We start from the raw sequence: 22,094 nt of genomic DNA on the forward strand, positions 1-22,094 counted from the left end.
TGAAAGCTAAGGTTCTTCGGTATGGCCCTGTTCCTCGTCCCGGCCGAACCTTCGCTCCAGCGCGCGGATACGCCCCAGAACCGAGGGAAGACGCGGCAGCGCGGCGATTACGCGGCGCATTTCTGCAACCTCGCGCGCCGGGGTTCCCATATAGGTCTTGCCGCCCGCCACGCTTCCCATCACCCCGCTCTGCGCGGCAACGATGGCGCCCGGGCCAACGGTGGCTCCGTCAACCACACCCGACTGCCCGGCCATCACGACACCAGCCCCCACGTGCGCGGAACCCGCAATCCCGACCTGCGCTGCCATCAGGCTGAACGGGCCGATGATCGCCCCGTGCGCTATCTGCACGAGATTGTCGATCTTGGTGCCTCGCCCGACGCGCGTTTCGGCCGTCTTGGCGCGGTCCACACAGCAGTTCGCACCGATATCGACGTCGTCCTCGAGTACCACTGTGCCGATGTGCGGCACGCGAACGTGTTCGGCGCCATCCCATTCATAGCCATAGCCTTCGGCGCCGATCACCGTGCCGCCCGCCAGTCGCACGCGATCGCCCAAAGTGCAGCGATGGTAAATCACCACACCGGGCCCGATGTCGCAATCGCGGCCGATCTGAGTTCCGTGCCCCACGTATGTCCCTGCACCGATCGCGGTCCCGTCACCGATGGACGCGTCGGCCTCCACCACCGCTCGCGGGCCGATGGATGCCGTGGCGCTCACTGTGGCCGTCTCCGACACCACGGCAGCCGGGTGAATGCCGGCGGGCGGTGTCGGGCGATCATCGAACAGGCCCAGAACCCTGGCAAATGCAACCCGCGGCTTGTCCGACAGCAGCGTGGGAAGGCCTGCTTCGATGCCCGGCTTCGCGAGCACCGCTGAAGAGCCTAGCTCTTTAGCCTGGCGGGCGTACTCCGCGGTTGTCGCGAGGCAAAGCGTCCCGGGTCCGGCATCTTCCACGAGAGCCGGATGGGTCACCAGTATATCTTCACCGTCCAGTTCGAGGGATAAAGCGGACGCAATCGCGGAAAGTCGCAGGCTCATGGCGTTACCCCTGGGCGCGTCGGCGCCATACGAACGACCGCGCGGTAGTCCTCGGTCTTGTCAGGTAGTCCGGGGCGCGGCTCAAACTCCACTTTCAATCCGCGACGTCCCGCGGCGGATTGAACGGTCGCGCGGGTGGCGCGTCCAAGATACTCGACAAGAGCGGCGCGCCGATCCTCAATCGATTGCACAGTGTTCTGCAGCTCCGGTTGAGGCAGTTTAACCGGCACTGCCGGAACGGCTTTACTGATGGCTTCAGCGGCAGGCCCCGATCCGGCATCGATCCCAATAGGTTTGCCGATATTGTTCAGCGCCGCCAGCAGGAGGGCCTTTTGACGGCCGATTTCGAGCTCCAGATCGGTTTGAGCCTGGCTGTTTTCGCGCATCCACTTCAGTGTGGCGGCGGTTTCTTCGTCGGCTCTCGCCCCCAGTTTCGTCCGCAGGCCCTGCAGGATATCGGTCATTTGCGCCCACGCCTTGTCGTTCGCGGCAACCAGATCATCGGCGACCGCCTTCCGGGCCTTCGGCAGGTCCTTCGTATCCCAGCCTTGCGCGGCGTATGCCCGAAGCAGGGCGTCATACGCTTGCAGGCGGATGTCGAGGTTGCGGATCTTCACGCCCTCTACATCAAGGACACGTTTCATGTCGGCGTCGCCCGACGCGAGAATCGCGTTCTGGTCGGCGAGGACTCCGGCCGCCCTGGTTTCCCGGTGCTGCCGCGCCAACCGCGCTGCCAGCGCCGCCTTCTGGTGCTCATAGACCGTGTTCAGGCGCTTTTCGATTGATGATTCCAGAGCCGATACATTCCTGGTTGATTCGACGACGGGCCTGGGGGGGAATCTGACCGCAGAGATGAGGGTCTGCTGCGGTTGGCGGACGGTGAAACGCTTCAAATAGTCGATCTGGCGGTCCATCGCCACCTCATCGTCCCATTGCGGTTGCTCCGCGACGAGCTTGTCCGCGGATACGTACACGGCGGCGGGCTTGCGCCCTGCCGGGATTCGGGAGCATCCCGACGCCAGCAGGGCGACGCCCATCGCTAGAACGATCGAACTACTTGTGATTTGCGTTGACCTGCTTGAGCACGTCATCGGTCATATCCACGCCGCCTGCCACCACCAGCAACTGGCCGTCGTCTCCGGCTGCTGCCTGCTTGTTGAGCACGACGGAGATGCTCTTGTTCTTCATCACCTGCGCCGCGGCCGTTTGGATTTCCTTGATGATCGAGCCCCGCAGGTCCAGCTGAAGCTTGGAAATCTGCGCCGCATAGTCGGCGTCAACCTGTTGAAGATTGCCGGTATTCGCTGTCGCGTTCCCGTTCAGTTCATTCAGGCGCGCCTTCTGGGCATCCGTCAGGGCCGGGGTCGTCTGCTGCAGGGTCTTCAGCTCAGTGTCGAGGGCGGTAATCTGCCCCTTGATCGTTGTGAGGGACGTTGTGTCTGCCCCTTCGGGCTTCTCTTTCTCCAACAGGCCACGGTATTCCAGCCAGGTCTTGGGGGGAAGGAACGCGGCGTCCTTAAGGAGGCCCTCGCGATCCGTGAGGGTCTTCGCCAGGTTGTTCACCTTGTCTTCGCCGGCCTTCTTGGCGTCGGCGCCGTTGAACACCTTCTCCATCTCGATATACCCGACCGTTACGTTTGACTGAGCGCCGGCGGGCGCGATCGCGCCCAGAGCCAACAGTCCTGCCGCGATCATCATCGCGGAACCAAAGTGCTTCATATTTCTGAGAATCTCCTTCGTCTCAAATTGATGCGCGGCGCACAACGGATCCGGGCTTTCGGTACGGCCCGTTGTGCGCCTCACGTCGTTCTCTAGAACGTCTGGCTGATGCTGAAGTGGGTTCGTTTCCCTTCCTTGCTGATGCCATAGTCCAGCCGCAGCGGGCCGATTGGCGTCTTCACACGAACGCCGAAACCATATCCGGAGTGCAATTTGAAAGAGTCGTGCTGTGGCATTCGGTACTCATACGCGTCGTAGACGGAGTACAGCGGCCGCGGATCCTGAATACCGTCGCCGTTGGAGTCTCCGCTGTTCTGTAACCAGTTCAGGTACTCGGCGTATCGTTTGGCGTTCCCGCGAAGGCCAGATCCCCATGCGTCGCCGAAATCGCCGAACAGAACGCCCTGGATGCTGTTCGCGAACGGAACGCGCAGCTCCACGTTTCCCAGCAACTGGTTCTTGCCCCAGAACCGGTCTTCCTGGAAGCCGCGAAGCGTGTCTGCGCCACCCACGAAATACTGGTCGAAGAACGTCACCGGCCCCTGGATGTTTCCCGCTTTCACGCGGAACGCCAGCACCTTGGTCGGTACGTTGAGAGCCTTGCGCTTGGCCAGCGCAAAATAGCGCCGGTAGTCAACAGCGGGCTTGAAGAAGGTGCCGCTGCTCGATTCGTTCGTGCCGGATACCGTGGGATTGTCGCCGAGGCGGGTATGACCGAATTCGGTCCCGAGGTTGAACAGGAATCCGCTGGCGGGGTCGGCCAGTTGGTCGTCGCGGGTATCGGTAACCAGGTTCAGTCCCACACTCGCTACGTTCGAGCCCCGCTGCGTGTCGAGCGAGTACAGGTCCGTGGTCAGGGTGCTGTCCTGCGGTGAGTAAGTCTTGATGTTGTCATCGCGAAGGGACAACTGGAGGCGCGAGTAGTTGGATATTGGGCGGCCGAATCCTACAGACCCACCCCGTCGAACCTCATACGCTTGCCCGGTCCCGGTGGAACCGACCACGCTGCTGGAGAAGCGGTACGTGGTCTTGTTGTACAAGCTCAGGCTCATGCTGGTCCGCTGCTTGTCGATGTACGGCTGGAAATAGTTCGCCTCAAGGCTCAGCGAAGGCACGCCGGCCGAGCGGTATCGGCCACCGATTTCCGCGGAGACGCCAACGGACGTTCCGGTGCCTTTGAGGTTGGATTCGCTGAGTCCCGCCCGGCCGATCAGCCCTTGCTGGCTGCTGTAGCCGAACCCCAGTTCCACCTGTCCGGTCTTCTTCTCGGTGGGCTCCAGAACGATGATCAGCTTGTCCTGGGTTGAGCCCGGCTCAGTGCGGTACTGGATATCCTCCAGGATGCCGAGGTTGAAAATCCGGCGCATGTCTGCGATGAGCTTATTGCCGTCGTAGATCTCACCGGGCTTCGTGCGGATTTCACGGAGCAGGACGTACGGCTTCGTCTTCTTCGATTTCTGCACTTCGAAGCGCTCGATCTTCATTTCCACGATCGGGATGTTGAGCACTCCATCGGCGGTGATGTAGTTTTCCGCGTTCACGTCCACGAACGCCGCGTATCCAAGGTCCTTGTACGCCTGCTGGATGCGATCGAGGTCCTTGTTGAAGCGCAGAGCGTTTACGACGTCCCCCACCTTGGTCGTCATCGCGGCCATGACCTTTTCGTTGGTCAACTTGGTGTTCCCGGTGATGTGCATGCCGGTGATCTTGGGGTGCTCGGTGACCTCGAAGATGACGCGGATGCCGTTGCCCGTGTCTTCCTCGTGGTGCGTCACATTGGTGAAGTAGCCGAGGTCCCCGATGGCCGCGACGTCTCGCGTGACGGCTTCCACCGTGAAGGGTGAGCCCGCCTTTATGGAGGTGACCCCCAGGATCGCGTCTCGCGATATGTTCACGTTGCCAACCACAGCAACGTCACTCACCAGCGGATTTGTCCCTTGCGCCGAAGCCGGGCGTCCCCATAGAGCAGCCAGCATCAACAGCGCCATCGCCACACACATCGCCCAGGGGCGAATCCTTGTCATGAGTCTTTTCCTCTCCGTGGCCGGTCAGCGCGGCCCTTCGTATTGTAGTACGGGAGAACAGGGGGCAGTAATCGACGTGAATAAGTTAGTGAACCCTTGTAACCTGGCGTCCCGCATACCACTCCTGAAATGTAACGCGCTGTGATTGGGAGCGCGACGCAGAACCTGCGTGCCGTTCTACGCGTAGTGTAGAAACATCAACGGGGACCTAGAACGGCATTGAGCCCTCCAATAACAACTGCGTCTCAACTACGCTGGGCTGGCCGATCGGCGCCAACGCCGCTTGCGTTCCGAACAGGATCGCGCCTTTCTGTTGCTGCAACGTCAACCGAAGCCGGGCGCCAAGATCATAACTCAGCGATATTGTATACGCGTCCCCCGACGTTGTCGCCCCAACCGGCTTCGTGTACGTGAGCAGCAGTCGATCGCCAAATCGTTTTCCGGCGGTCACCGAAACCTGATGGTCCAGCGTGAGATAGTCCACGCTTAACGTCTCCAGGCCGAACGCCGCCCCGATCCGGGACTCAATGCCCTGCAGCGCGCCAGGCAACACGGAAGCCTGCAGGATATTCAGAGTCTCCTGTCTCAGCACCTCTTCAGGGGTGCCGGTGCCTCCGGCTAGCGCCTGCAACGCGTCTTCACGTGATATCAGCGCTACCAACTGGCGCTGCGGAAGCGACGGCGACGATCGCAGCGTAATCTTGTACGGAGCAAGCGACTGGAATGCGCCCTGGCTTGCCGTTGCGGCCGTGCCGCTGCTTGGCCCCTCAACCTGCATGTACACCGTCACCGGTTCGCGCCGGCCGTTCACCGTCGCCATCAGGCGGGCCTGCGCGTTGGCGGCCACCGAAATCGGCGACGAATCCCCACCGATGCCGTTAGCCGGCCGAACCGTGTTCGAGGTTGCCGAGAACGCCGGGTAATGCACCACCACCACGGCATCCGTCAGCCGGAATCTGGCGGTGGGGTAGTTGAAGTTTCCATCCCGCGCCGTGAATCGCCCGTCCAGCCTGGGTTGTTCCAGATCGCCCCTGATCAGGAGACGACGGTCCGTCTCGGGCCGCTTTTCATCCACAACCAGGCGATACAAGGCGTTCCCTACCCGTACATTCTTCCCGGTCACCAGTTTCAGGTCAAATGACGGGTTCACGGCGGGCGGTTGCGCCGACTGCTTAGCGGCGGCAATGTCGTTTGGAGGCGTAAAATCGACGTTTGACAGCAGGATTGAGCCGGCCACCAGCGGTCCGGTTTTCCCCTTCTTGATGGTCAGCGGCGTTGTTGGCGCCGTGTCCAGCGTTCCCCGGAATCGTTCACCGCCCAACCCGAAGCCATTTGTCGCCTCATCAACGTTAAGGTCCTTGAGAGCGATGGAGATGTCCGGCTCCAGGGTCGATGGTCCGTCAACATGGGGAACCAGTTTCAACGAACTGCCCGGCAGCATCGTCATGCTGCCGCCGGTGGAGGAATTCAGGCTGAGGGTTTTAACGCGGATCGCGGTAGAGGCAGCATCGAATTCGAGGTCCGCGGCGATGTCCTTCAGCAGCGACTTGAATGGCCGCAACTGAACGCTTCCATCCTGCACTCTCACGTAACCGGACCAGTTCGGGTGCGCCTTAGTGCCGGCAACGCTGAGGTGGGCCGTCACCGTGCCTTTTGCGCTTTGGACCGGTCCGCGCTGCTCCTGTCCGAACGCCACCTCCAGGATGTCCAAGCCCTGCTCGTGCATGTCAGCGGTGAAGTTCAATGGCTCATCAGCCGGTATGTCGAACCGCTTCCAGGAGAACGGAACCGCGCCGTTCAGCACCACCGCGTGATCTTTCGTCAATACGCGGAAGCTCTTCGCCGTGATCATCGCGGACCCACCCTCATTCGTCAGGTCGATCTCGCCCGTTCGAATAGTGAACGGCACCTGAACCTTGCCGAAGGTTATATTCTCGGCCTTGATGGATGCAGCGAGATCCGGCGCATCGATTTTGCCGGACGCATCAACGGTAACGGAGACTTCGCCATGCGGCGTGTAATCGGCATTCTTGAGCGTAGGCACAAACGCGCTCACCACGCTTAGCGGTACGTTGAAGGCCTCTAGTTTGGCCACTACCGATCCGCCGATCTCACCCTTCAGGTGGCCGGACACGTCAATCCGGTCGGTCGATTCGGCCACCAGGCCGCGCTCCGGAATCTCTATCGTTCCAGCGACAAGGCGGCGGCCCTCGATTTTCAGCTTGTCTGCTGTTCCACCGATCGAAACCTTGCTGAGGTTTTCGCCTTCTACCTGTACCCCCGCCACTGCCACGGTGCCCGCGACAGACAAGTCCTGAAGCGTACCGTCCACGCTGAGCGGTTGCCCCGTCGTACCCGGCGGACCCTCGACTGTCATCACAGCGGCATCAGACTGCGCGGGCAGGCGGGCAACAAGGTCGTGAACCGGCTTGGCTTCATCGGAAAGGTACCACTCGCTCTGTGTCAGAGCTTTCCGAATATCGTTCAATTTCAGGCTCGAAACCTGGACTTGAGCGTGGCCCAGTTTCTTGTCACGATCGTACGACAGATGCGGCAACCGGAACACGGCGGCGCCGCCCCGGGCGAGGGAGAAATCTGAAAGCGATACCTCGGTTCCGGCATACGCCGCGTGAGTTGACGCCGAATCGAAGGGCAGGTCGTTGATGCGAAGGCCGCTGATACTGATGTCCGCGGCGGCGATCGGATCGTGGCGCGTGCCGGAGAGCGCCCCATTGGTGATGTCCACAACGCCGGTCAATTTGGCGTATGGGGCGCCGAGGCCCCCGAACCGATCCAGGCGGATGCCACGGGCCTCCCACCCTTGCGGGGCCTTCAATTTGTCTCCTCGCAGCTCCAACAGCGGTGCACGAACGCTTGTCATCTGTCCGTCGCCGCCCACGGTGCTGTGCGCTTCCAGCTCGGTCGCCTGGATGAGCCCGCTTTCGTATTTGAAATGCGCCGATGCTGTGTTCACCGGGTATCCGGCGATGGTGGCGTCTGTCATGACTACGCGCCCGGATACCTTCGGCGACGTGAGCGTGCCGCCGATCCTGATATCGTCCGTCGTGCGCACATCACCTTCCGCATCCATATCAACATGCGCGTCGGCCAGCAGGCTTTCCAGCCGCCCCGTTTGGAGCCGCGCAATAAGGTTCAGTGTGGTGCCTTTCGAAGTGCCGATCGTGGCGGACCCGCTTACAATGCCCTGCGCCGGATACTGCGCCACAACGAGGCTGTTCAAGTGGACTGTTCGTCCACTTAACGCCACGGGCCCGGCCGCGACATCCAGGTGCTGGCCGCGAACGCGCATGTTGAAGACCTCAACGCGACCATGAACGAGGGGTTGTCGGACAGTGCCTCCCACCCGACCGTCTACAAACGCCGTTCCGGTTACCTCGCCCACACCAACAGCGGGCAGGAAACGCCCAAGCCGAACATTCGCCGCGCGCACCTTCAGCCCCAGTCCCCCATCCAGCGTGGCCGTCCCCGAGGCAATGAGCGTTGCGCCCGGCAGTTCCGCTACACCGTCGCGAATCGTGATCTGTCTTCCCGCGACCGAAGCCCGGGCCGATACCCGCTCGAACGGCACGCTCATGAACCGACCTCTGCCGGCTTTGATCTGCACCTCGGCAGACGGGCGCTGCGTTGAGCCCGACAGGACGACTCGAGTGGTGAGCGGGCCCCGTAGAGCGAGCGCGGGGGGTACGATGTCACGCGCTTCGATCCCCGCTCCGCCGGCGACGAAATGCAGCGTTTTGCCCTTCAGATCGATCGTTCCGCTGCCGGCCACGCGTGCCCCGCCCGCCATCGCCTGAATGGAAGGCAGGTCGGCGACCCCATTGCTGTACCTTAATGCAACGCGAACGTTCGACAACACAGCCGTGTATAATTTTGCACGAGAAACTTGAACTTGGCCGATAACCTCCAGCGCTTTTGGCGGACCGTAGATCTGCGCCTGTACGCTGGCGGGGGTGAGTGGCGAGAGCCAATTGAGATCCGGCACCCCGTACACGGCGCGGCGGAGAGCCGGCATGGTCACGCCGTTCGCCGCCGCCCTCAGCGCAACCCGTTGGGTGGTCCCCGGAAACACGCTGCCCGTGACGGATACCGGGATTCCGGCGGCGCGCCCCCTCAGGTCCAGTCCAATGCTGATGGGCCGACCGGTAACAATTCGCACCGTCCCCGCAACATCGCGGATCGGCACACGAGTGTAGCGCGTGGTTGCCGCGCCGTCGAGCACATCGACACGAACCGCGGCGGACGCCCTGGTGAACGGCCCGGACTTGATCACGTCGATTGTCGCCAAACCCCGGCCCTGGAGGACCGACATCCCGTTCAGGCGGGCGAAGTACTTCATCCAGTAGGCGGCGTCGCCCGTGTTCGCTCGGATGCGGAAGCCCATCGAGCCTTCACCCGGGTTGATGCTGCCCTCGCCGGTCGCGCTGATGAGACGGGTGTTTTCGCCGTATCCGGAAGCCGTGACGGTCATCAGGGGCGGGCCGCCCGCATCCAGTTGGGCGCTTTTCACCGTCACGTAGTTTGTCTGCGGAACGGGAAGGTCTCGCACAGCGAAGTCCCTGAACGTGACGCGCCCGTCGTGAAGCGTCACCAAGGCGCGAAACGGCGATGGCTGGGGAGGCTTCTTGCGCTTTTTGAACAAGTCCTGCAGGTTAAAGCGGTTGTTCGCACGCCGGATGACCAGAAGCGTCGGCTTCTCCAGCGTAATCGACCGCACGCTGCCCACCGGGTCCACTTTGCCTCTCAGCATATCGCTGAGCCGGACGACAACGACGGCCTCCTGCACCGTGAAGAGCTCACCGTCTTTGAAGGTTTTCCCGTCTGCGATGGCGATACCGGAAAATCGGATGACGCCCGGGCGGGACACCTTGACGCTCCCGATTCGGACCTCGCGCTGCAGCGCCGCCTCAAGCCCCTGTTTCAAGAGGACGTGGAGATTGGCGGTGGCGCGGGTCAGCAGGATTCGGACGGATGCCACGGAGATGAAGAGAAGGGCAAGGAAACACAGAAACGAGGCCGCGCCCGCGACGCGCGCAAGCGGTCCTTTCTTTCGGCGCCGCGCAGGCCTGAAAATCACCGGGCCGCCCGTCCCGCCGCCGAATCTCCGGCAGCCATTTTGGATAGTTCACAGCGCATCATCTGTTAAGGTATCATGGCAATACTTGCAGCGCGAAGGCCGTTCCCTGGATCGCAGGCGCCAAGGCGTGGCGCATGGGCGGCGGAGGACGTTGTAAAAAGTGGCAATGTAATGTTATGACCGCTTCGCAAATCGGTCAAGAATCGGTTTGTTTTTCGTGTCATATAGTGATATAATCCCGTCAGAAACCCCAGGAGGATAGTCCATGATTCGTCGTTTGCGCTGGGTGGTAACGCTTTGGTCTCTCGCGGTGTTCGCCGCGGCAAGTGGAGCGCAGACACCCGGCACGGAGTATAAACTTCGAGCCGGCGACACCATCAGTATTGACGTTTGGGGTTACAAAGACTTCTCTGTGGGCCCGATACCCGTCCGCCCGGACGGCAAAATATCCTTCCCAACGATTGGCGATATCTACGTCATCGACCTCACCCCCGATTCGTTGAGCAACATTATCTCGCTGGGCCTGATGAAATTCGTCAGGGATCCTAAGAATAACAAGGCCGGTCCGAAGGTGGTTGTCACGCTGGTTTCGTCCAACGCTGAAAAGTACTACATCACCGGTGCAGTCGCCAAACCCGGCGGGTTCCCCCTGTTGGTGCCGACCGGCATCCGCGAGGCGATCGTTGCCGCCGGGGACCTCACGCTGGACGCTGACGACCAGTCCGCGACCATCCTCCGAAATGGCGAGCGGATCCCGGTTGACCTCGCCGCCGCCATGAAAGGTGACCCCGCCAGGAACATCATGCTCAAACCTGGCGATACTGTGTCCATAGATCAGGCTCTTGTCACGTTCATCGGAGCGGTGGGCGCTCCGGGCAAAGTGGCCCTCCGCCGCGGCCTCACGCTTCGGCAGGCGCTCGCCGCCGTTGGAGATGTTCGCGAAACCGCGGACGTTGAGCGCGTACAGATTCGCCGCGGCCCGGATACAACCGTCGTGAACCTCCGCGAGATAACCGCGGACCCCACCAAGGACGTCATCCTGAAGCCCGGAGACATTGTACAGGTTGACGTTATCGACGTGCGCGCGGTTCCGGTCCTCATCACCGGCGCCGTGGGCAAAGCGGACACTTATCGATTCATCCCCGGCTATCGCGACACCCTGGAAGACGCCATCGTCTGGACCGGTGGGGTTGCCGGCGATGCCGATCTCAAACGTGTGAAGATCCATCGTTCCGCCGACGGCGGAGAAGTCAAGGTCATTCAGGCCAATCTCGAAACGGTGGAAGGACGCGCGATACGCCTTCGGGCAAACGATTTCGTAGAGGTTCCGCACCGCAAGAGAAACAACGCGGGACAGCTCTTCAGTAGCTTCCTCGGCGTCGGCATCTCGCTTTACAGCCTGCTCCGGCGTCCCTAGCCTGCCCTCATAATCCAGCCATGGCCATTCTGCAATTACAGGATACCTGGAATCGCCTCAAGTCCAACATGGACGCATCGGCGCGCGATGAACTCATCGTGCGGTACGCCCATCTGGTGAGCATCACCGTCGGGCGGGTGGTCGCGAATTTTCCGGCATACCTGGACCGTGAAGACCTCGTCAGCGCCGGCAGCATGGGGCTCATCAAGGCCGTCGATCAATTCGACCTGGACCGCGGCGTCAAATTCGAGACCTACGCCATCGCGCTTATTCGAGGCGCCATCCTGGAAATGATGCGCGACCAGGACTGGGTCCCCCGCAGTATCCGCGACCATATCAAGTCCGTCGAACGCGCCCTGGCGGCGTGCGAACTGGACCTCGGCCGGCCGCCGGTGGACTCGGAGATAGCGGAAAAGATGGGCGTGACGCTCGACCACTATCACCATATCCTGAGCGAAACAGGCCGGACCACCGTTATCTCCCTGGATGACATCCTGGTGGGCGCCGAGGATGGAGACGGCGTTCACTTGGGCGACGCCCTCGCCGACGCTTCATCGAGCACGATCTCCTGTGTCGAGCGCTCGGAGCGTCGCCGCCGTCTGGCCGCTGCCATTCGCAAACTCCCGCCCAGGGAGAAGACGGTCATCTGCCTGTACTACAAGGACGGGCTCACATTCCGCGAAATCGGGCAGGTGTTGGTGATTTCGGAGTCGCGCGCCTTCCAGTTGCACAGCCAGGCCGTCACCCGGATGCGCAAAGACCTTACGGAACACGCAACGCTCTTTTGACGGAGCAAGCGGGCGGATACAAGAGTTCCGGTAGGTGAACGCGCGCCGGGGCTGGGATACCCCACCTGGCGCTTCGGGCGTTTGCCTCATCGCACGGCCTTCGGCCACACTACGATGGGTGTGTCGTGCGGGCACGGCGCCCGTGTTCACAATCGCCCGTCTCAAGGAATAAAGCACATGAAACCTACCTTCGGCGCCGCGCTGTTTGCCACCGTTATACTCACAGCCGGCTGTTCCCCGTCCAAGAAAGACCTGGCAACCGTCAACGGCCAGAAGATCACAGAAGAACAGGTCTCGGCCTATATGATGCAGGGGCCGGAAGCCAAGAATGCCCTGAAGAGCCTGATCCAGGAAGCCGTCCTGGTGGACCAGGCGAAAAAAGACAACGTCAAGGTTACGGACGAAGAGGTCAACCAGTACCTTCAGGCGCAGAGGGACCAGTATCCGCCGAGCATCCTCGATGAGCTCTACGCCAAAGCCGGGGCCACTCCGGCCCGAGTCCAGCGGGAAGCCAAGAAAGACCTGTTGCGAATCGGCCTGGAAATGCAGGGCGCCAAGGTTTCGGACGAATCCATCAAGAAGATTTACGACGCGGACCAGAACGGCATGTTCACGAAGCCGGAGTGGGTTCAAATTGGCGTCATGGTGGCCAAAGACCGCGGTGATGCGGACAAAGCCATCAGTTCCATCAAAGAAGGCGTTGACTTCCAGATCGTGCACGGTAAATTCACCGCCCCCGAAGCCAAAGGGCAGCCCTTCAACTATATTTGGCTGGGCATCCATAAGGGCGAGATTGTCAACGACCAGCGAAAGCCCCTCACAGGCTTGTCGCCGGCCATCAAGTCTGCGATTCTCAAAACGAAGGCAGGCTCGGCAGCCCCTCCCATCGGCACTCCTGGCCGTCCGGGCATGAGCGTTATATACGTGAAGACCCGCGTTCCAGGTGGGAAATTACCGCTTGAAGAGGTAAAGCCGCAGATCGCCTACGGCATCGCGGTCCAGAACAATCAGACCAAACAGGACGCCTATCCGGAACTGATCAGGAATGCCAAGATCGAGATCGCGGCCGATCAGTTCAAAGATCTCTCGAAGCCTGAATCGTTGCTGCCAAATCCCGGGGGCGTCCCGATGCAGTAGTCGGAGCGCACTGAGGACAAATATGGAGAGGCCCCGATCCTGTCGCGGATCGGGGCCTTCTTTGTTCCATTTGCAGTTTCAAATTTGCGTCGTTCAGGCTTTTGGCTTGGTGCCAGCTTCCGAAGCAATCTTAGCCTCAGCCAAGGCGGCTCGCCTCGCGGCGCCCTTGTTCTGTCCGCCCTTCCGCCCGATTTCCGCGAAGAACGCGGAGCCGCGTTCGCGCCGAACGGTATCGCCGCCCTTCTTACCGATCTCCTGGTAAAAATCGGCGCCATACCGTGTGCGTACGGTTTCTCCGCCCTTTCGGCCGGCTTCCCGCGCCAGTTCGGGGTTGGCTGCGAAGCCACCTCGCTGGTCGTGAGTTTTGGACCCTGTGTGCGCTTCGCTTATACGACGAGCACCGTCTGAGCCGGGTCTAGGTCCCGGAGTCTGCTTGTCGGTGGCCATTACACCCTCCTTTATGCACTGCCGCTATTGTAGCGTTCAACCGTCGTTATTGCTTACCCCATCCCAACGCGATTCAAACGGTCGAGCGCTTCATTGTCCCCACTACTTTTTTAACACGGGCGGTACAATGGCGATTCCCTCGGATTGCACCGTGGATAGAAAAACAAGGGCGGTAGATGATGGTGAGGGATGCGGTGCCGGACAGAGCCGAAATAGCGCCCAGCGCGCAGTTCGCTCGGCGCGTGAATTCGTCCACCGTGGGCCCGATTCAGGTGGCGCCTTGAAAGCGTTCTAGGAGTCGCCCACGTAATGATCCGCGGCGCGTTTCTGGGCGAGGAAGTGCAATGCGAAGTCTATGGCGGCGCGTACGTCTTCCTCGGTGATCTCCGGGTGCGCGGTCAGAATCTCGTTCATGCTGAGGCCCTTCTCCCAGTCGGCCAGAATACTGGTCGCCGTGATCGCGGTCCCCTTCACCACCGGCTTGCCGCCGCGCACGTGAGGTGTCATTTCGATTCGGTCGTTTGTCATCGCGCTTTACCCTTTGTGCAGGATGCGCAAGAGGTCTCCACCGGTTGCGAAAAAGATGAACAACAGGAGCAGGGCAAACCCGATGCCCTGAATCCACATCGCGGTATTGGCCTGCAGTTTGCGGCGGCGCACAGCCTCAACTCCCAGCAGCAGCAGGTGGCCGCCGTCGAGAGCGGGTATCGGAAGGACATTCAGCACGCCAAGATTGATGCTGAGAATGGCGATGAAGAACGCGAAGTCCCGCGCGCCATGCCTTGCTGTCTGTCCGGCAGCCTGGGCGATCGCGATGGGGCCGCCGACTTGGCCCCTCGTGAACATCGCTTTGCTGAACACCATCCTAATGATGCCGGTTGCCATTGTCCATGTCCGGGTGGCGCCGCCGGTTACGCTGCTCACCAGCGTCTGGGGTTCCCAGAGCGGGTCCGAAAGCACTTCGAACCCAAGCCGACCGATCTTCGTCCCGCCTTCGTCCACCGCGGTGGGAACCGCCGAAAGCGTGAGCGTCTGCCCCTGGCGGAGCAGCGTCAGCGTGACGGTCTTTCCGGCGCTGCTGCGGATCACGTCCGTAAGCATCGGGCGATCGGTTACCGGCGCTCCGTTGACTGCGGTGAACCGGTCGCCTTCACGAAGGCCGGCGCGCTCGGCCGCGCTTCCCCGTCCCACCGGTCCAACGCTGACCGTCGCCCGGTTTTCGCTGGGAAGCCCCACCGTCACACCCAGCACAACGAAGATCAGGAATCCCAGGATAAGGTTGACAACCACGCCCGCGACGATGATCTTCGAGCGCGTCCACATCGGTTTGGTATTGTAGCCGTCGGGAGCATCGTCGCCGGGCTCCATGCCTGCCATACGCACGAAGCCGCCCACAGGCAGGGCTCTCAGGTTGAAAGTGGTTTCACGGCTGTGGCCAAGGCAGCGGACCACGGGGCCGAAGCCCACGGAAAACTCCTCAACGGGCACTCCGCCGCGCTTCGCCATAACGTAGTGTCCCCATTCGTGGGCCACGATGAGCACGCCAACCGCGAACAGGAACGCCAGCGCATTCCCCAGAATATCCACTAAGTGAATCATGCTTTCTCCCTACAAACTCGCCCACGGCGACTCAGCCATTGGCAGGCGCCACGTTCAGACCTTCGCCCGCGCTTCTGGCATACTGCCGCGCCCAGGCGTCCACTGCCAGCACGGATTCCACCGTGTCGAGCGGCACAGCCGTGTGCGACCGCATGGTCTTCCGGACCACATCCACTATACCCGTAAAGGCCATATGGCCGCTCAAAAACAAGGCCACCGCTTCCTCGTTAGCGGCGGAAAACACAGCCGGGAGGCTCTGACCGATGCGCGCCGCTTCAAACGCAAGGCCAAGCCCGGGAAACCGGTCCGTATCCGGCGATTCAAATGCCAATCGGCCGATTGCCGCCAAGTCTAAACGGGGGAGGTCATTAGCCGCCCGTTCCGGGTAGAACAGCGCATACTGGATCGGCAACCGCATATCCGGTACGCCCAATTGGGCTATCACGGAACCGTCTACAAACTGCACCATGCTATGGATCACGCTCTGCGGATGGATGACAACCGAGATCCGTTCGGCGGGTACGTCAAACAACCAGTGCGCCTCGATAACTTCGAGGCCTTTGTTCATCAGCGTGGCGCAATCCACCGTTATCTTCGGGCCCATATTCCACGTCGGGTGCGCCAGCGCCTGTTCGGGCGTCACACTTGCGATGTCCTCGACCGGCCACGTCCTGAACGGCCCCCCACTCGCCGTCAGAATGAGTTTCTCAACCGTATCCGGCGCCTCACCATTCAAACATTGAAAAAGCGCGCTATGTTCCGAATCGATGGGCAGCACGGCGGCGCCGTTCTCGCGGGCCGTCCGCATCACCAGTTCGCCGGCGGCCACGAGAACTTCCTTGGACGCCAGCGCAACGTTCTTGCCCGCCTTCAGCGCGGCGAGGGTCGGCAGCAGTCCGATCGAGCCCTTTACGCTCACGACCACCGTGTGGACATCCGGGTGTGTGGCCGCCGCGATGAGGCCGTCCATCCCCTCCAGAACGGTGGCGCGCGGGCACAAGCCGCGCAACGATGCCGCCGCCTCGGGCTGCATCATGCTCAGCAGGCACGGTTGGTGCCGGGCCGCCTGTTCGGCCACCATCGCCCCGCTGCTGTCCGCGGCCAGCGCGACCACGCGCAGCCTGTCGGGGAATTGCAGCGCTACATCCAGCGTCTGTGTGCCGATCGAGCCGGTGCACCCAAGCACCGCTATCCCAAGTGGTTCACGATTCATAAGAGTACAACCATGCTACGCCACGCGCGCCACGCGAAACAAGCATAACCCGGGGCCGCCGTACGGATGAGGCGCGGTACCGCCGATTCGGCGGGATCCGGCCGCGCTTTTCCGGACTCCGGTCCCCATTTCTGGCCATCACGCCGCCATCTGTGCCAGAATGGTATTGTTCGCCAAAGGGGAGTAGCAGCGTCCACGCGGGACGCACGGCAGGCCAACAATCCCGAAGTTTACTTCTGGTCTGCCGAGCCGGACCCGGTCCGGGTGTGAGACCTTTGACTACGCGTCGTAAGCTGCGCGTGGCCAAATGTCCGCCACACGCCCGGAGGTGAAATGTCCCCGAAGAAGTCAATCGCGCTACTGTCGATGGCGGCCTTGCTGGCCTTGCCCGCGCTCATTGCCCGATTCACCCATCTGTCCCTGTCCGCCCCCGAAACCGCTCTCGTCTCGGGCCTCGCCATTCTCGGCGCCTCCTTTCTCCTTTTGTGGGCGTGTGACGCGGCCCAGGCCGACATCTCCCAGGCGATGGCGCTTGCGGTCGTTGCGCTGATCGCAGTGCTTCCGGAATACGCCGTGGACATGTACTTCACCTGGATGGCAGGAAAACACCCCGAGAGCCATTACGCCCAATACGCCGTTGCGAACATGACCGGCGCCAACCGCCTGCTCATCGGCGTGGCCTGGTCACTGATCGTGTTCATCTTCTACATCAAGACGAAGCGTCCCGTTCGCATCGGCGAGGACCGAAGGCTGGAACTGCTCTTCCTCGCGATGGCAACGGTGTATGCGTTCTGTATTCCGCTCAAGGGCAGTCTCAACTGGTTCGACGGCATCGTCTTCCTCGGACTGTACAGCTGGTACATCGTCCTCGCTGCGCGCCGCCCGTGTGAAGATTCCGAAGCCCAGGGCGTCGCCGAAGTGCTTCTGCGGCTCCCACAGGCGAAGAGACGCATTGCGACCGCGGCGCTGTTCACGTTTTCCGCCGTCGTCATCGGCTTGAACGCCGGCCCGTTCAGCGAGGGGCTTGTCGGCGCCGGCAAAGTGTTCCACATGAACGAATTCCTGCTGGTTCAGTGGTTGGCTCCCATCGCGTCCGAAGCGCCCGAGTTCATCGTGGCCATCACGTTTGCGATCCGCGGCCAGGCCGGCCTTGCGCTCGGCAGCCTTCTGTCGGCGAAACTCAATCAGTGGACCCTGCTCATCGGGATGATCCCTGGCGCTTATGCGATCTCGCACGGCAGCCTTCAGCACCCGATTCCGATGAACTCATTCCAGATGCACGAGATACTGCTGACCGCTGCGCAGTCTTTCCTCGGCATTGTGCTTCTCGCAACCCTTCGGCTGTCGGTATGGCAGGCGATGCTGCTCCTTGGGTTGTTTCTCGGCCAATTCGCGGCGCCGGGTGTGGCGTCATGGTTCCCCCGCCTGTTGCCGGACGGGCTAACCGGAGACCGCATCCACCAGGTGTTCTCCCTGCTCTATATCACGTCGGGCATCACGGTCCTCGCAAACAGCCCCCACCGGATCAGGATGCTGTGGCGCGGTTTGCGGCCCGCGTTGCCGCTGTTCCGCCCTATCAGCAAGGATCTCCGCACCGCCCATTGCCTGGACTGCCCGTATCGTCAGGCCGCCATCGCATCCCGCCACCGCGGTCCGGGGGCGCAATCCGCGGTCTCAGGGGCGGCGCAATGTACTTGTCAAACGACCTTGCCGCCTGCACTGCCGGGCGCAGCGCACCCGAGAGATTGACACGCTCTATACTACATGCTGAACGGAGGTGAACGCTTTGAGTGATTTGCCGACGACCATGATGGCCGTCACCAAACCGACGCCCGCGCCGGGCGTGGTAATCAAGGAAGTCCCTGTGCCGAAATGCGGCCCTGACGACGTGCTCGTCAAGATCCAGGCCGCCAGCATCTGCGGGACGGATGTCCATATTTACAACTGGGATGCCTGGGCCTCCGGGCGGATGCACCCCCCGCTCACGATCGGCCACGAGCTGGCGGGCGTCATCGTCAAGGTCGGTTCAAACGTTTCCCGCGTTAAGCCCGGAGATTTCGTCAGCGCGGAATCGCATGTTATCTGCGGAAAGTGCCTCCAGTGCCGCCTCGGGCAGTACCATACGTGCCAGAACGTCAAGATCCTGGGCGTTGACACGGACGGGTGCTTCGCGGAGTATGCCGTTGTCCCCGAAAACAACGTGTGGGTGAATGACGTCGGCCTGCCGGCGCACTTGGCCTCCGCGCAGGAGCCACTGGGAAATGCCGTCTACGCCACGCTGATTGAGCCCGTCACCGCCGCAAGCGTAGCGATCTTCGGCTGCGGCCCGGTGGGACTGTGCGCCGCTGCCGTTGCGAAAGCCGCCGGCGCAAGCCTCGTCGTCGCGGTGGACATAAACCCCTACCGTTTGGACCTTGCGGCGCGCATGGGCGCCTACGCCACCCTCAACCCTAACGAAATCGATGTAGTCGCCGAGTTGAAGCGACGAACGAATGGTAACGGCGTTGACGTTGTCCTGGAGATGAGCGGGCACCCGACATGCGTCCAGCAGGGTCTCGATTCTCTGCGTCTCGGTGGCAGGTTCACTGCGTTCGGCATCCCCGCGAAGCCGGTTACGGTTGATTTCAATGAGATCATTTTCAAGGGAATCCGTCTGTTGGGCGTGTCTGGCCGGCGCATGTTCGAAACGTGGTACCAGACCGCCGCTCTCCTGAAGACGGAACGCCTGAACCTGTCCCCTCTCGTTACCCACCGCCTTCCGATGTCGGATTTCGACAAGGCGATGGACATCATGAAATCCGGCCTGTCCGGCAAGATAGTGGTCTCGCCGTAGAACGGTGTTTCGCGCTTCCGTGCCGGGCCGTCTAAGTACGCCCGGCACGAGTGTTCAACTTACGCGTCTGAGAATTGTACAATGTCAACAACCAACCCACTTTCCTATATCACCACCGAGCTCCAAGCCATCAAGGACAGCGGCGCCTATCGCCCGTTGCGGGAACTACAGGGACCCCAGGGCGCCTCCGCCAGATTCGACGGCAAGGACGTCGTTAACCTGTCCTCAAACAACTACCTTGGGCTCGCCAACGACCCTCGGCTCAATGAGGCCGCCATCAAGGCGATTGAAACACACGGCGCCGGCACCGGCAGCGTGCGGACCATCGCCGGCACGATGGACATCCACATGGAGTTAGAACGCCGCCTGGCCATTTTCAAGAAGACCGAGGCCGTCGTCGTTTTTCAGAGCGGATTCACCGCCAATGCCGGCACCGTCGCGGCCATTCTCGGCAAGGACGATGTGATCGTCTCCGATCGGCTGAATCACGCCAGCATCATTGACGGCGCGCGTCTCAGCCGGGCGGAGATCAAGGTCTACGAACACGCGGACATTGACAGCCTGCGCGAAAAACTGGCCGAGACCAAAGGCCGCCGCACCCTTGTAGTCACGGACGGCGTGTTCAGCATGGATGGCGACATCGCACCCCTTCCCGGCGTGGTAGAGGCCGCCGAAGAGGCCGGCGCGGCCATCATGGTGGACGACGCCCATGCGAGCGGCGTGATGGGCAGTAACGGGCGCGGAACCGTCGATCACTTCGGTCTCCACGGCCGCGTCCACATCCAGGTGGGCACGCTCAGCAAGGCCGTCGGCGTGCTCGGCGGTTACGTGGCCGGGAGCAAGGATCTCATTGAATGGCTGTACGTTCGCGGCAGGCCATTCCTGTTTTCCTCGTCCCACCCGCCGGCGGTCGTGGGCGCGTGCCTCGCGGCGCTGGATATCCTGGAGAACGAGCCGGAACGCATCGAGCGTCTGTGGGAGAACACGCGCTTCTTCAAGAAGGGCCTCTCCGATCTCGGTTTCGACACGGGCGCCAGCGAATCGCCCATCACGCCGGTCATCGTCGGTGAAACCGAGGACGCGGTCAAATTCTCCGAGAGCCTGTTCCGCAGGGGCGTGTTCGCCCAGCATCTCGGGTTCCCAACGGTGCCGAAGGGCCGCGCGCGCGTGCGGACCATCGTCACCGCCACCCACACAACCGAACAATTACAGTTCGCACTCAATGCGTTTGAGGCTGCCGGTCGCGAACAGGGGCTCATCTAGCCGGACCAACCTGGCGGGGCGCCTCTCCCAAGCGCCCCGCGGAGCATCCCGATGCATAGAATCGCTGTGCTTGCACTGTCTTTGCTCGCCCCGGCCGCCATGGCCTCGCCGAAGGAATGGACCAACTCGGGGACCGAAACGCTGGAGATCGCCGCTTCGCCCGCCCCGAAAGGTCCCGTCGTACTGGAGATTGGCCCTGACGGTCGCCCGGTCCGGGCGCTTCCGTTCCACGAAACGGCGACGGGCCTCATTATCCCGGCGCCGCCCCGTGCCAAGGTGGAGCTATGGTCCCGGTCGGAGCTCATATCCGATAAGGAAGAGGCATTCGCCCGTGCTGCGCAGTACGGCGCGTTTCCCCGCATTGCTATCGGCCCGGTGGTGGTCAACGCGCTGCCTGATCCCGCCCACCCGAGGGAGGTGCCTGCGTGGCAGAACGCGCCGGGTCGCTTCCGGGCCTATCCCGTGGGCGCACTGCCGGTGTCCGTTCGCGTTCGAAACGACGGGGCAATCGTATGGAAGGCCCCGCGGGTTCGCTTGTTCGCTCCCGACAACTGGGCGGTGGCGCCGGCCGTAGCCCCGTTGGTTGACGGCAAAGGGCAGCCGTTGAAGGTGCTCAAGCCGGGAATGTCCGCCCTCACGGCCTTCACGGCGCGTATCCCGTCGGGGGCCGCGCTGGGCACACCGAGCACTTTGGTGGCGTTCCTCCGTTTCGAAGCCGGAGGCAAGCCGGTCACCGTCCACAACAACATTGAAGTCACGCTCCAGGACCCCATCGATCGCCGCTATGCGATGACGGAGAAAGGCGACCGGTTTGCCGTACGCCTTATCAACCGCTTCAAGCCTGCCGGCCTCGGGACGGCGACGGTGGAGGTGAGGAAGCCTGTGGGTACCGCGTGGGTTATTTCACCGCCTGATCCCGTCCTCATCAAGGGCGATGCCGAGGAAGATCCGGATGCAAGGGCCGGGATCGCCGGACTTGCCGCGCCGTCCGATCAGATCGCGGTGCCGGTGGTGGTGACGCTCAATGGATATCGGATGGGATACACACCGGTGGTGTGCGCCACGGCCAACTACGCCGGTGCTTTGAGCGAAAAGGGCCTCAAACGCCTTGCTGCGGGATCGCCGACATCTCTGGACACCGGCGGCCTTTCGTTCGCGGACGCAGCCGCCGGCGAGCATATCCTCTCGCTGGATGTGCCCGACAAATTCGCCGTATCGGATCCCGTGGATTGCGTTTCGCCAACCTGGGTGACCGTGGGGCTCACAAACATCGGCGCCACGCGCATCCGCCTAGAGTACGACGCCTGGGGTGCGACCAAACCCACCGTGGCGGGAGATATGCCCATAGCGGCCGTCAGGGGCGAGGACGAGACGTTCTCGTTCCTCCTCCCGGACGCGCGTTTTGCCGGGGCGCTGCCGGGCAAAGCAGACCTGCGGCTGATTGTGTCAGGCGGCAACGCCACCATCAGGAAGATCAGCGTCACGAAATGGAATCCGCTCAAATCTTCGCCCGGATAG

At 62.0% G+C, this 22,094-nt stretch carries 16 protein-coding genes; 7 read left to right on the top strand and 9 right to left on the bottom strand.

Going from position 1 to position 22,094, the window contains the following annotated elements:
* Positions 1-6: 6 nt before the first annotated feature.
* The 5 genes from lpxD to VGM51_16160 all read right to left on the bottom strand — a co-directional run bounded on the left by lpxD (position 7) and on the right by VGM51_16160 (position 9,879).
* Complete coding sequence (gene lpxD, locus VGM51_16140; GenBank protein ID HEY3414569.1) at positions 7-1,041, bottom strand: UDP-3-O-(3-hydroxymyristoyl)glucosamine N-acyltransferase; 1,035 nt, start codon at positions 1,039-1,041, stop codon at positions 7-9.
* Positions 1,038-2,078: a hypothetical protein gene (locus tag VGM51_16145; protein ID HEY3414570.1), complete on the bottom strand. Its 1,041-nt coding sequence runs from the start codon at positions 2,076-2,078 to the stop codon at positions 1,038-1,040. Before VGM51_16145 ends, lpxD begins: the two co-directional genes overlap by 4 nt.
* Positions 2,079-2,094: 16 nt before the next feature.
* Complete coding sequence (locus VGM51_16150) at positions 2,095-2,760, bottom strand: OmpH family outer membrane protein (protein ID HEY3414571.1); 666 nt, start codon at positions 2,758-2,760, stop codon at positions 2,095-2,097.
* Between the two features lie 92 nt (positions 2,761-2,852).
* Positions 2,853-4,784 carry a BamA/TamA family outer membrane protein gene (locus VGM51_16155; GenBank protein ID HEY3414572.1) on the bottom strand — a complete coding sequence of 644 codons (1,932 nt, stop codon included), beginning with the start codon at positions 4,782-4,784 and terminating at the stop codon, positions 2,853-2,855.
* A 208-nt stretch (positions 4,785-4,992) separates the two neighbouring features.
* Positions 4,993-9,879 carry a translocation/assembly module TamB domain-containing protein gene (locus VGM51_16160; protein ID HEY3414573.1) on the bottom strand — a complete coding sequence of 1,629 codons (4,887 nt, stop codon included), beginning with the start codon at positions 9,877-9,879 and terminating at the stop codon, positions 4,993-4,995.
* Between the two features lie 265 nt (positions 9,880-10,144).
* On the opposite strand from VGM51_16160, the gene VGM51_16165 reads away from it, so the two are divergent.
* The 3 genes from VGM51_16165 (at position 10,145) to VGM51_16175 (ending at position 13,221) form a co-directional block, all read left to right on the top strand.
* Positions 10,145-11,296 carry a polysaccharide biosynthesis/export family protein gene (locus tag VGM51_16165; protein HEY3414574.1) on the top strand — a complete coding sequence of 384 codons (1,152 nt, stop codon included), beginning with the start codon at positions 10,145-10,147 and terminating at the stop codon, positions 11,294-11,296.
* Between the two features lie 20 nt (positions 11,297-11,316).
* The gene (locus VGM51_16170) at positions 11,317-12,084 is read left to right on the top strand and encodes a FliA/WhiG family RNA polymerase sigma factor (protein HEY3414575.1); all 768 of its coding nucleotides are present in this window, start codon (positions 11,317-11,319) and stop codon (positions 12,082-12,084) included.
* 177 nt (positions 12,085-12,261) lie between these two features.
* Positions 12,262-13,221: a peptidyl-prolyl cis-trans isomerase gene (locus tag VGM51_16175; GenBank protein HEY3414576.1), complete on the top strand. Its 960-nt coding sequence runs from the start codon at positions 12,262-12,264 to the stop codon at positions 13,219-13,221.
* Between the two features lie 93 nt (positions 13,222-13,314).
* Here VGM51_16175 and VGM51_16180 read toward each other — a convergent pair whose 3' ends face one another.
* The 4 genes from VGM51_16180 to VGM51_16195 all read right to left on the bottom strand — a co-directional run bounded on the left by VGM51_16180 (position 13,315) and on the right by VGM51_16195 (position 16,480).
* Positions 13,315-13,668 carry a KGG domain-containing protein gene (locus VGM51_16180; GenBank protein HEY3414577.1) on the bottom strand — a complete coding sequence of 118 codons (354 nt, stop codon included), beginning with the start codon at positions 13,666-13,668 and terminating at the stop codon, positions 13,315-13,317.
* A gap of 291 nt (positions 13,669-13,959) precedes the next feature.
* Complete coding sequence (locus VGM51_16185) at positions 13,960-14,196, bottom strand: DUF433 domain-containing protein (protein HEY3414578.1); 237 nt, start codon at positions 14,194-14,196, stop codon at positions 13,960-13,962.
* 6 nt (positions 14,197-14,202) lie between these two features.
* The gene (locus VGM51_16190; protein ID HEY3414579.1) at positions 14,203-15,267 is read right to left on the bottom strand and encodes a M50 family metallopeptidase; all 1,065 of its coding nucleotides are present in this window, start codon (positions 15,265-15,267) and stop codon (positions 14,203-14,205) included.
* A 31-nt stretch (positions 15,268-15,298) separates the two neighbouring features.
* The gene (locus tag VGM51_16195; protein HEY3414580.1) at positions 15,299-16,480 is read right to left on the bottom strand and encodes a 1-deoxy-D-xylulose-5-phosphate reductoisomerase; all 1,182 of its coding nucleotides are present in this window, start codon (positions 16,478-16,480) and stop codon (positions 15,299-15,301) included.
* 333 nt (positions 16,481-16,813) lie between these two features.
* Between VGM51_16195 and VGM51_16200 the strand changes: the two genes are divergently transcribed.
* The 4 genes from VGM51_16200 to VGM51_16215 all read left to right on the top strand — a co-directional run bounded on the left by VGM51_16200 (position 16,814) and on the right by VGM51_16215 (position 22,094).
* Positions 16,814-18,229, top strand: a complete 1,416-nt coding sequence (locus VGM51_16200; GenBank protein ID HEY3414581.1) for a sodium:calcium antiporter — start codon at positions 16,814-16,816, stop codon at positions 18,227-18,229.
* 37 nt (positions 18,230-18,266) lie between these two features.
* Positions 18,267-19,313, top strand: a complete 1,047-nt coding sequence (tdh, locus tag VGM51_16205) for an L-threonine 3-dehydrogenase (GenBank protein ID HEY3414582.1) — start codon at positions 18,267-18,269, stop codon at positions 19,311-19,313.
* A gap of 81 nt (positions 19,314-19,394) precedes the next feature.
* Positions 19,395-20,576 carry a glycine C-acetyltransferase gene (locus VGM51_16210; GenBank protein HEY3414583.1) on the top strand — a complete coding sequence of 394 codons (1,182 nt, stop codon included), beginning with the start codon at positions 19,395-19,397 and terminating at the stop codon, positions 20,574-20,576.
* A gap of 51 nt (positions 20,577-20,627) precedes the next feature.
* On the top strand, positions 20,628-22,094 hold the full coding sequence (locus VGM51_16215; GenBank protein HEY3414584.1) for a hypothetical protein: 1,467 nt from the start codon (positions 20,628-20,630) through the stop codon (positions 22,092-22,094).

Source organism: Armatimonadota bacterium (genome assembly GCA_036504095.1).
GTDB lineage: Bacteria > Armatimonadota > DTGP01 > JAKQQT01 > JAKQQT01 > DASXUL01.

Coding starts and splice junctions, on each gene's coding strand:
- VGM51_16215 (HEY3414584.1), top strand. CDS start 20,628: ATGCATAGAATCGCTGTGCTTGCACTGTCTTTGCTCGCCCCGGCCGCC.
- VGM51_16145 (HEY3414570.1), bottom strand. CDS start 2,078: ATGGGCGTCGCCCTGCTGGCGTCGGGATGCTCCCGAATCCCGGCAGGG.
- VGM51_16180 (HEY3414577.1), bottom strand. CDS start 13,668: ATGGCCACCGACAAGCAGACTCCGGGACCTAGACCCGGCTCAGACGGT.
- VGM51_16190 (HEY3414579.1), bottom strand. CDS start 15,267: ATGATTCACTTAGTGGATATTCTGGGGAATGCGCTGGCGTTCCTGTTC.
- VGM51_16210 (HEY3414583.1), top strand. CDS start 19,395: ATGTCAACAACCAACCCACTTTCCTATATCACCACCGAGCTCCAAGCC.
- VGM51_16200 (HEY3414581.1), top strand. CDS start 16,814: ATGTCCCCGAAGAAGTCAATCGCGCTACTGTCGATGGCGGCCTTGCTG.
- VGM51_16165 (HEY3414574.1), top strand. CDS start 10,145: ATGATTCGTCGTTTGCGCTGGGTGGTAACGCTTTGGTCTCTCGCGGTG.
- VGM51_16185 (HEY3414578.1), bottom strand. CDS start 14,196: ATGACAAACGACCGAATCGAAATGACACCTCACGTGCGCGGCGGCAAG.
- VGM51_16175 (HEY3414576.1), top strand. CDS start 12,262: ATGAAACCTACCTTCGGCGCCGCGCTGTTTGCCACCGTTATACTCACA.
- lpxD (HEY3414569.1), bottom strand. CDS start 1,041: ATGAGCCTGCGACTTTCCGCGATTGCGTCCGCTTTATCCCTCGAACTG.
- VGM51_16170 (HEY3414575.1), top strand. CDS start 11,317: ATGGCCATTCTGCAATTACAGGATACCTGGAATCGCCTCAAGTCCAAC.
- VGM51_16155 (HEY3414572.1), bottom strand. CDS start 4,784: ATGACAAGGATTCGCCCCTGGGCGATGTGTGTGGCGATGGCGCTGTTG.
- VGM51_16150 (HEY3414571.1), bottom strand. CDS start 2,760: ATGAAGCACTTTGGTTCCGCGATGATGATCGCGGCAGGACTGTTGGCT.
- VGM51_16195 (HEY3414580.1), bottom strand. CDS start 16,480: ATGAATCGTGAACCACTTGGGATAGCGGTGCTTGGGTGCACCGGCTCG.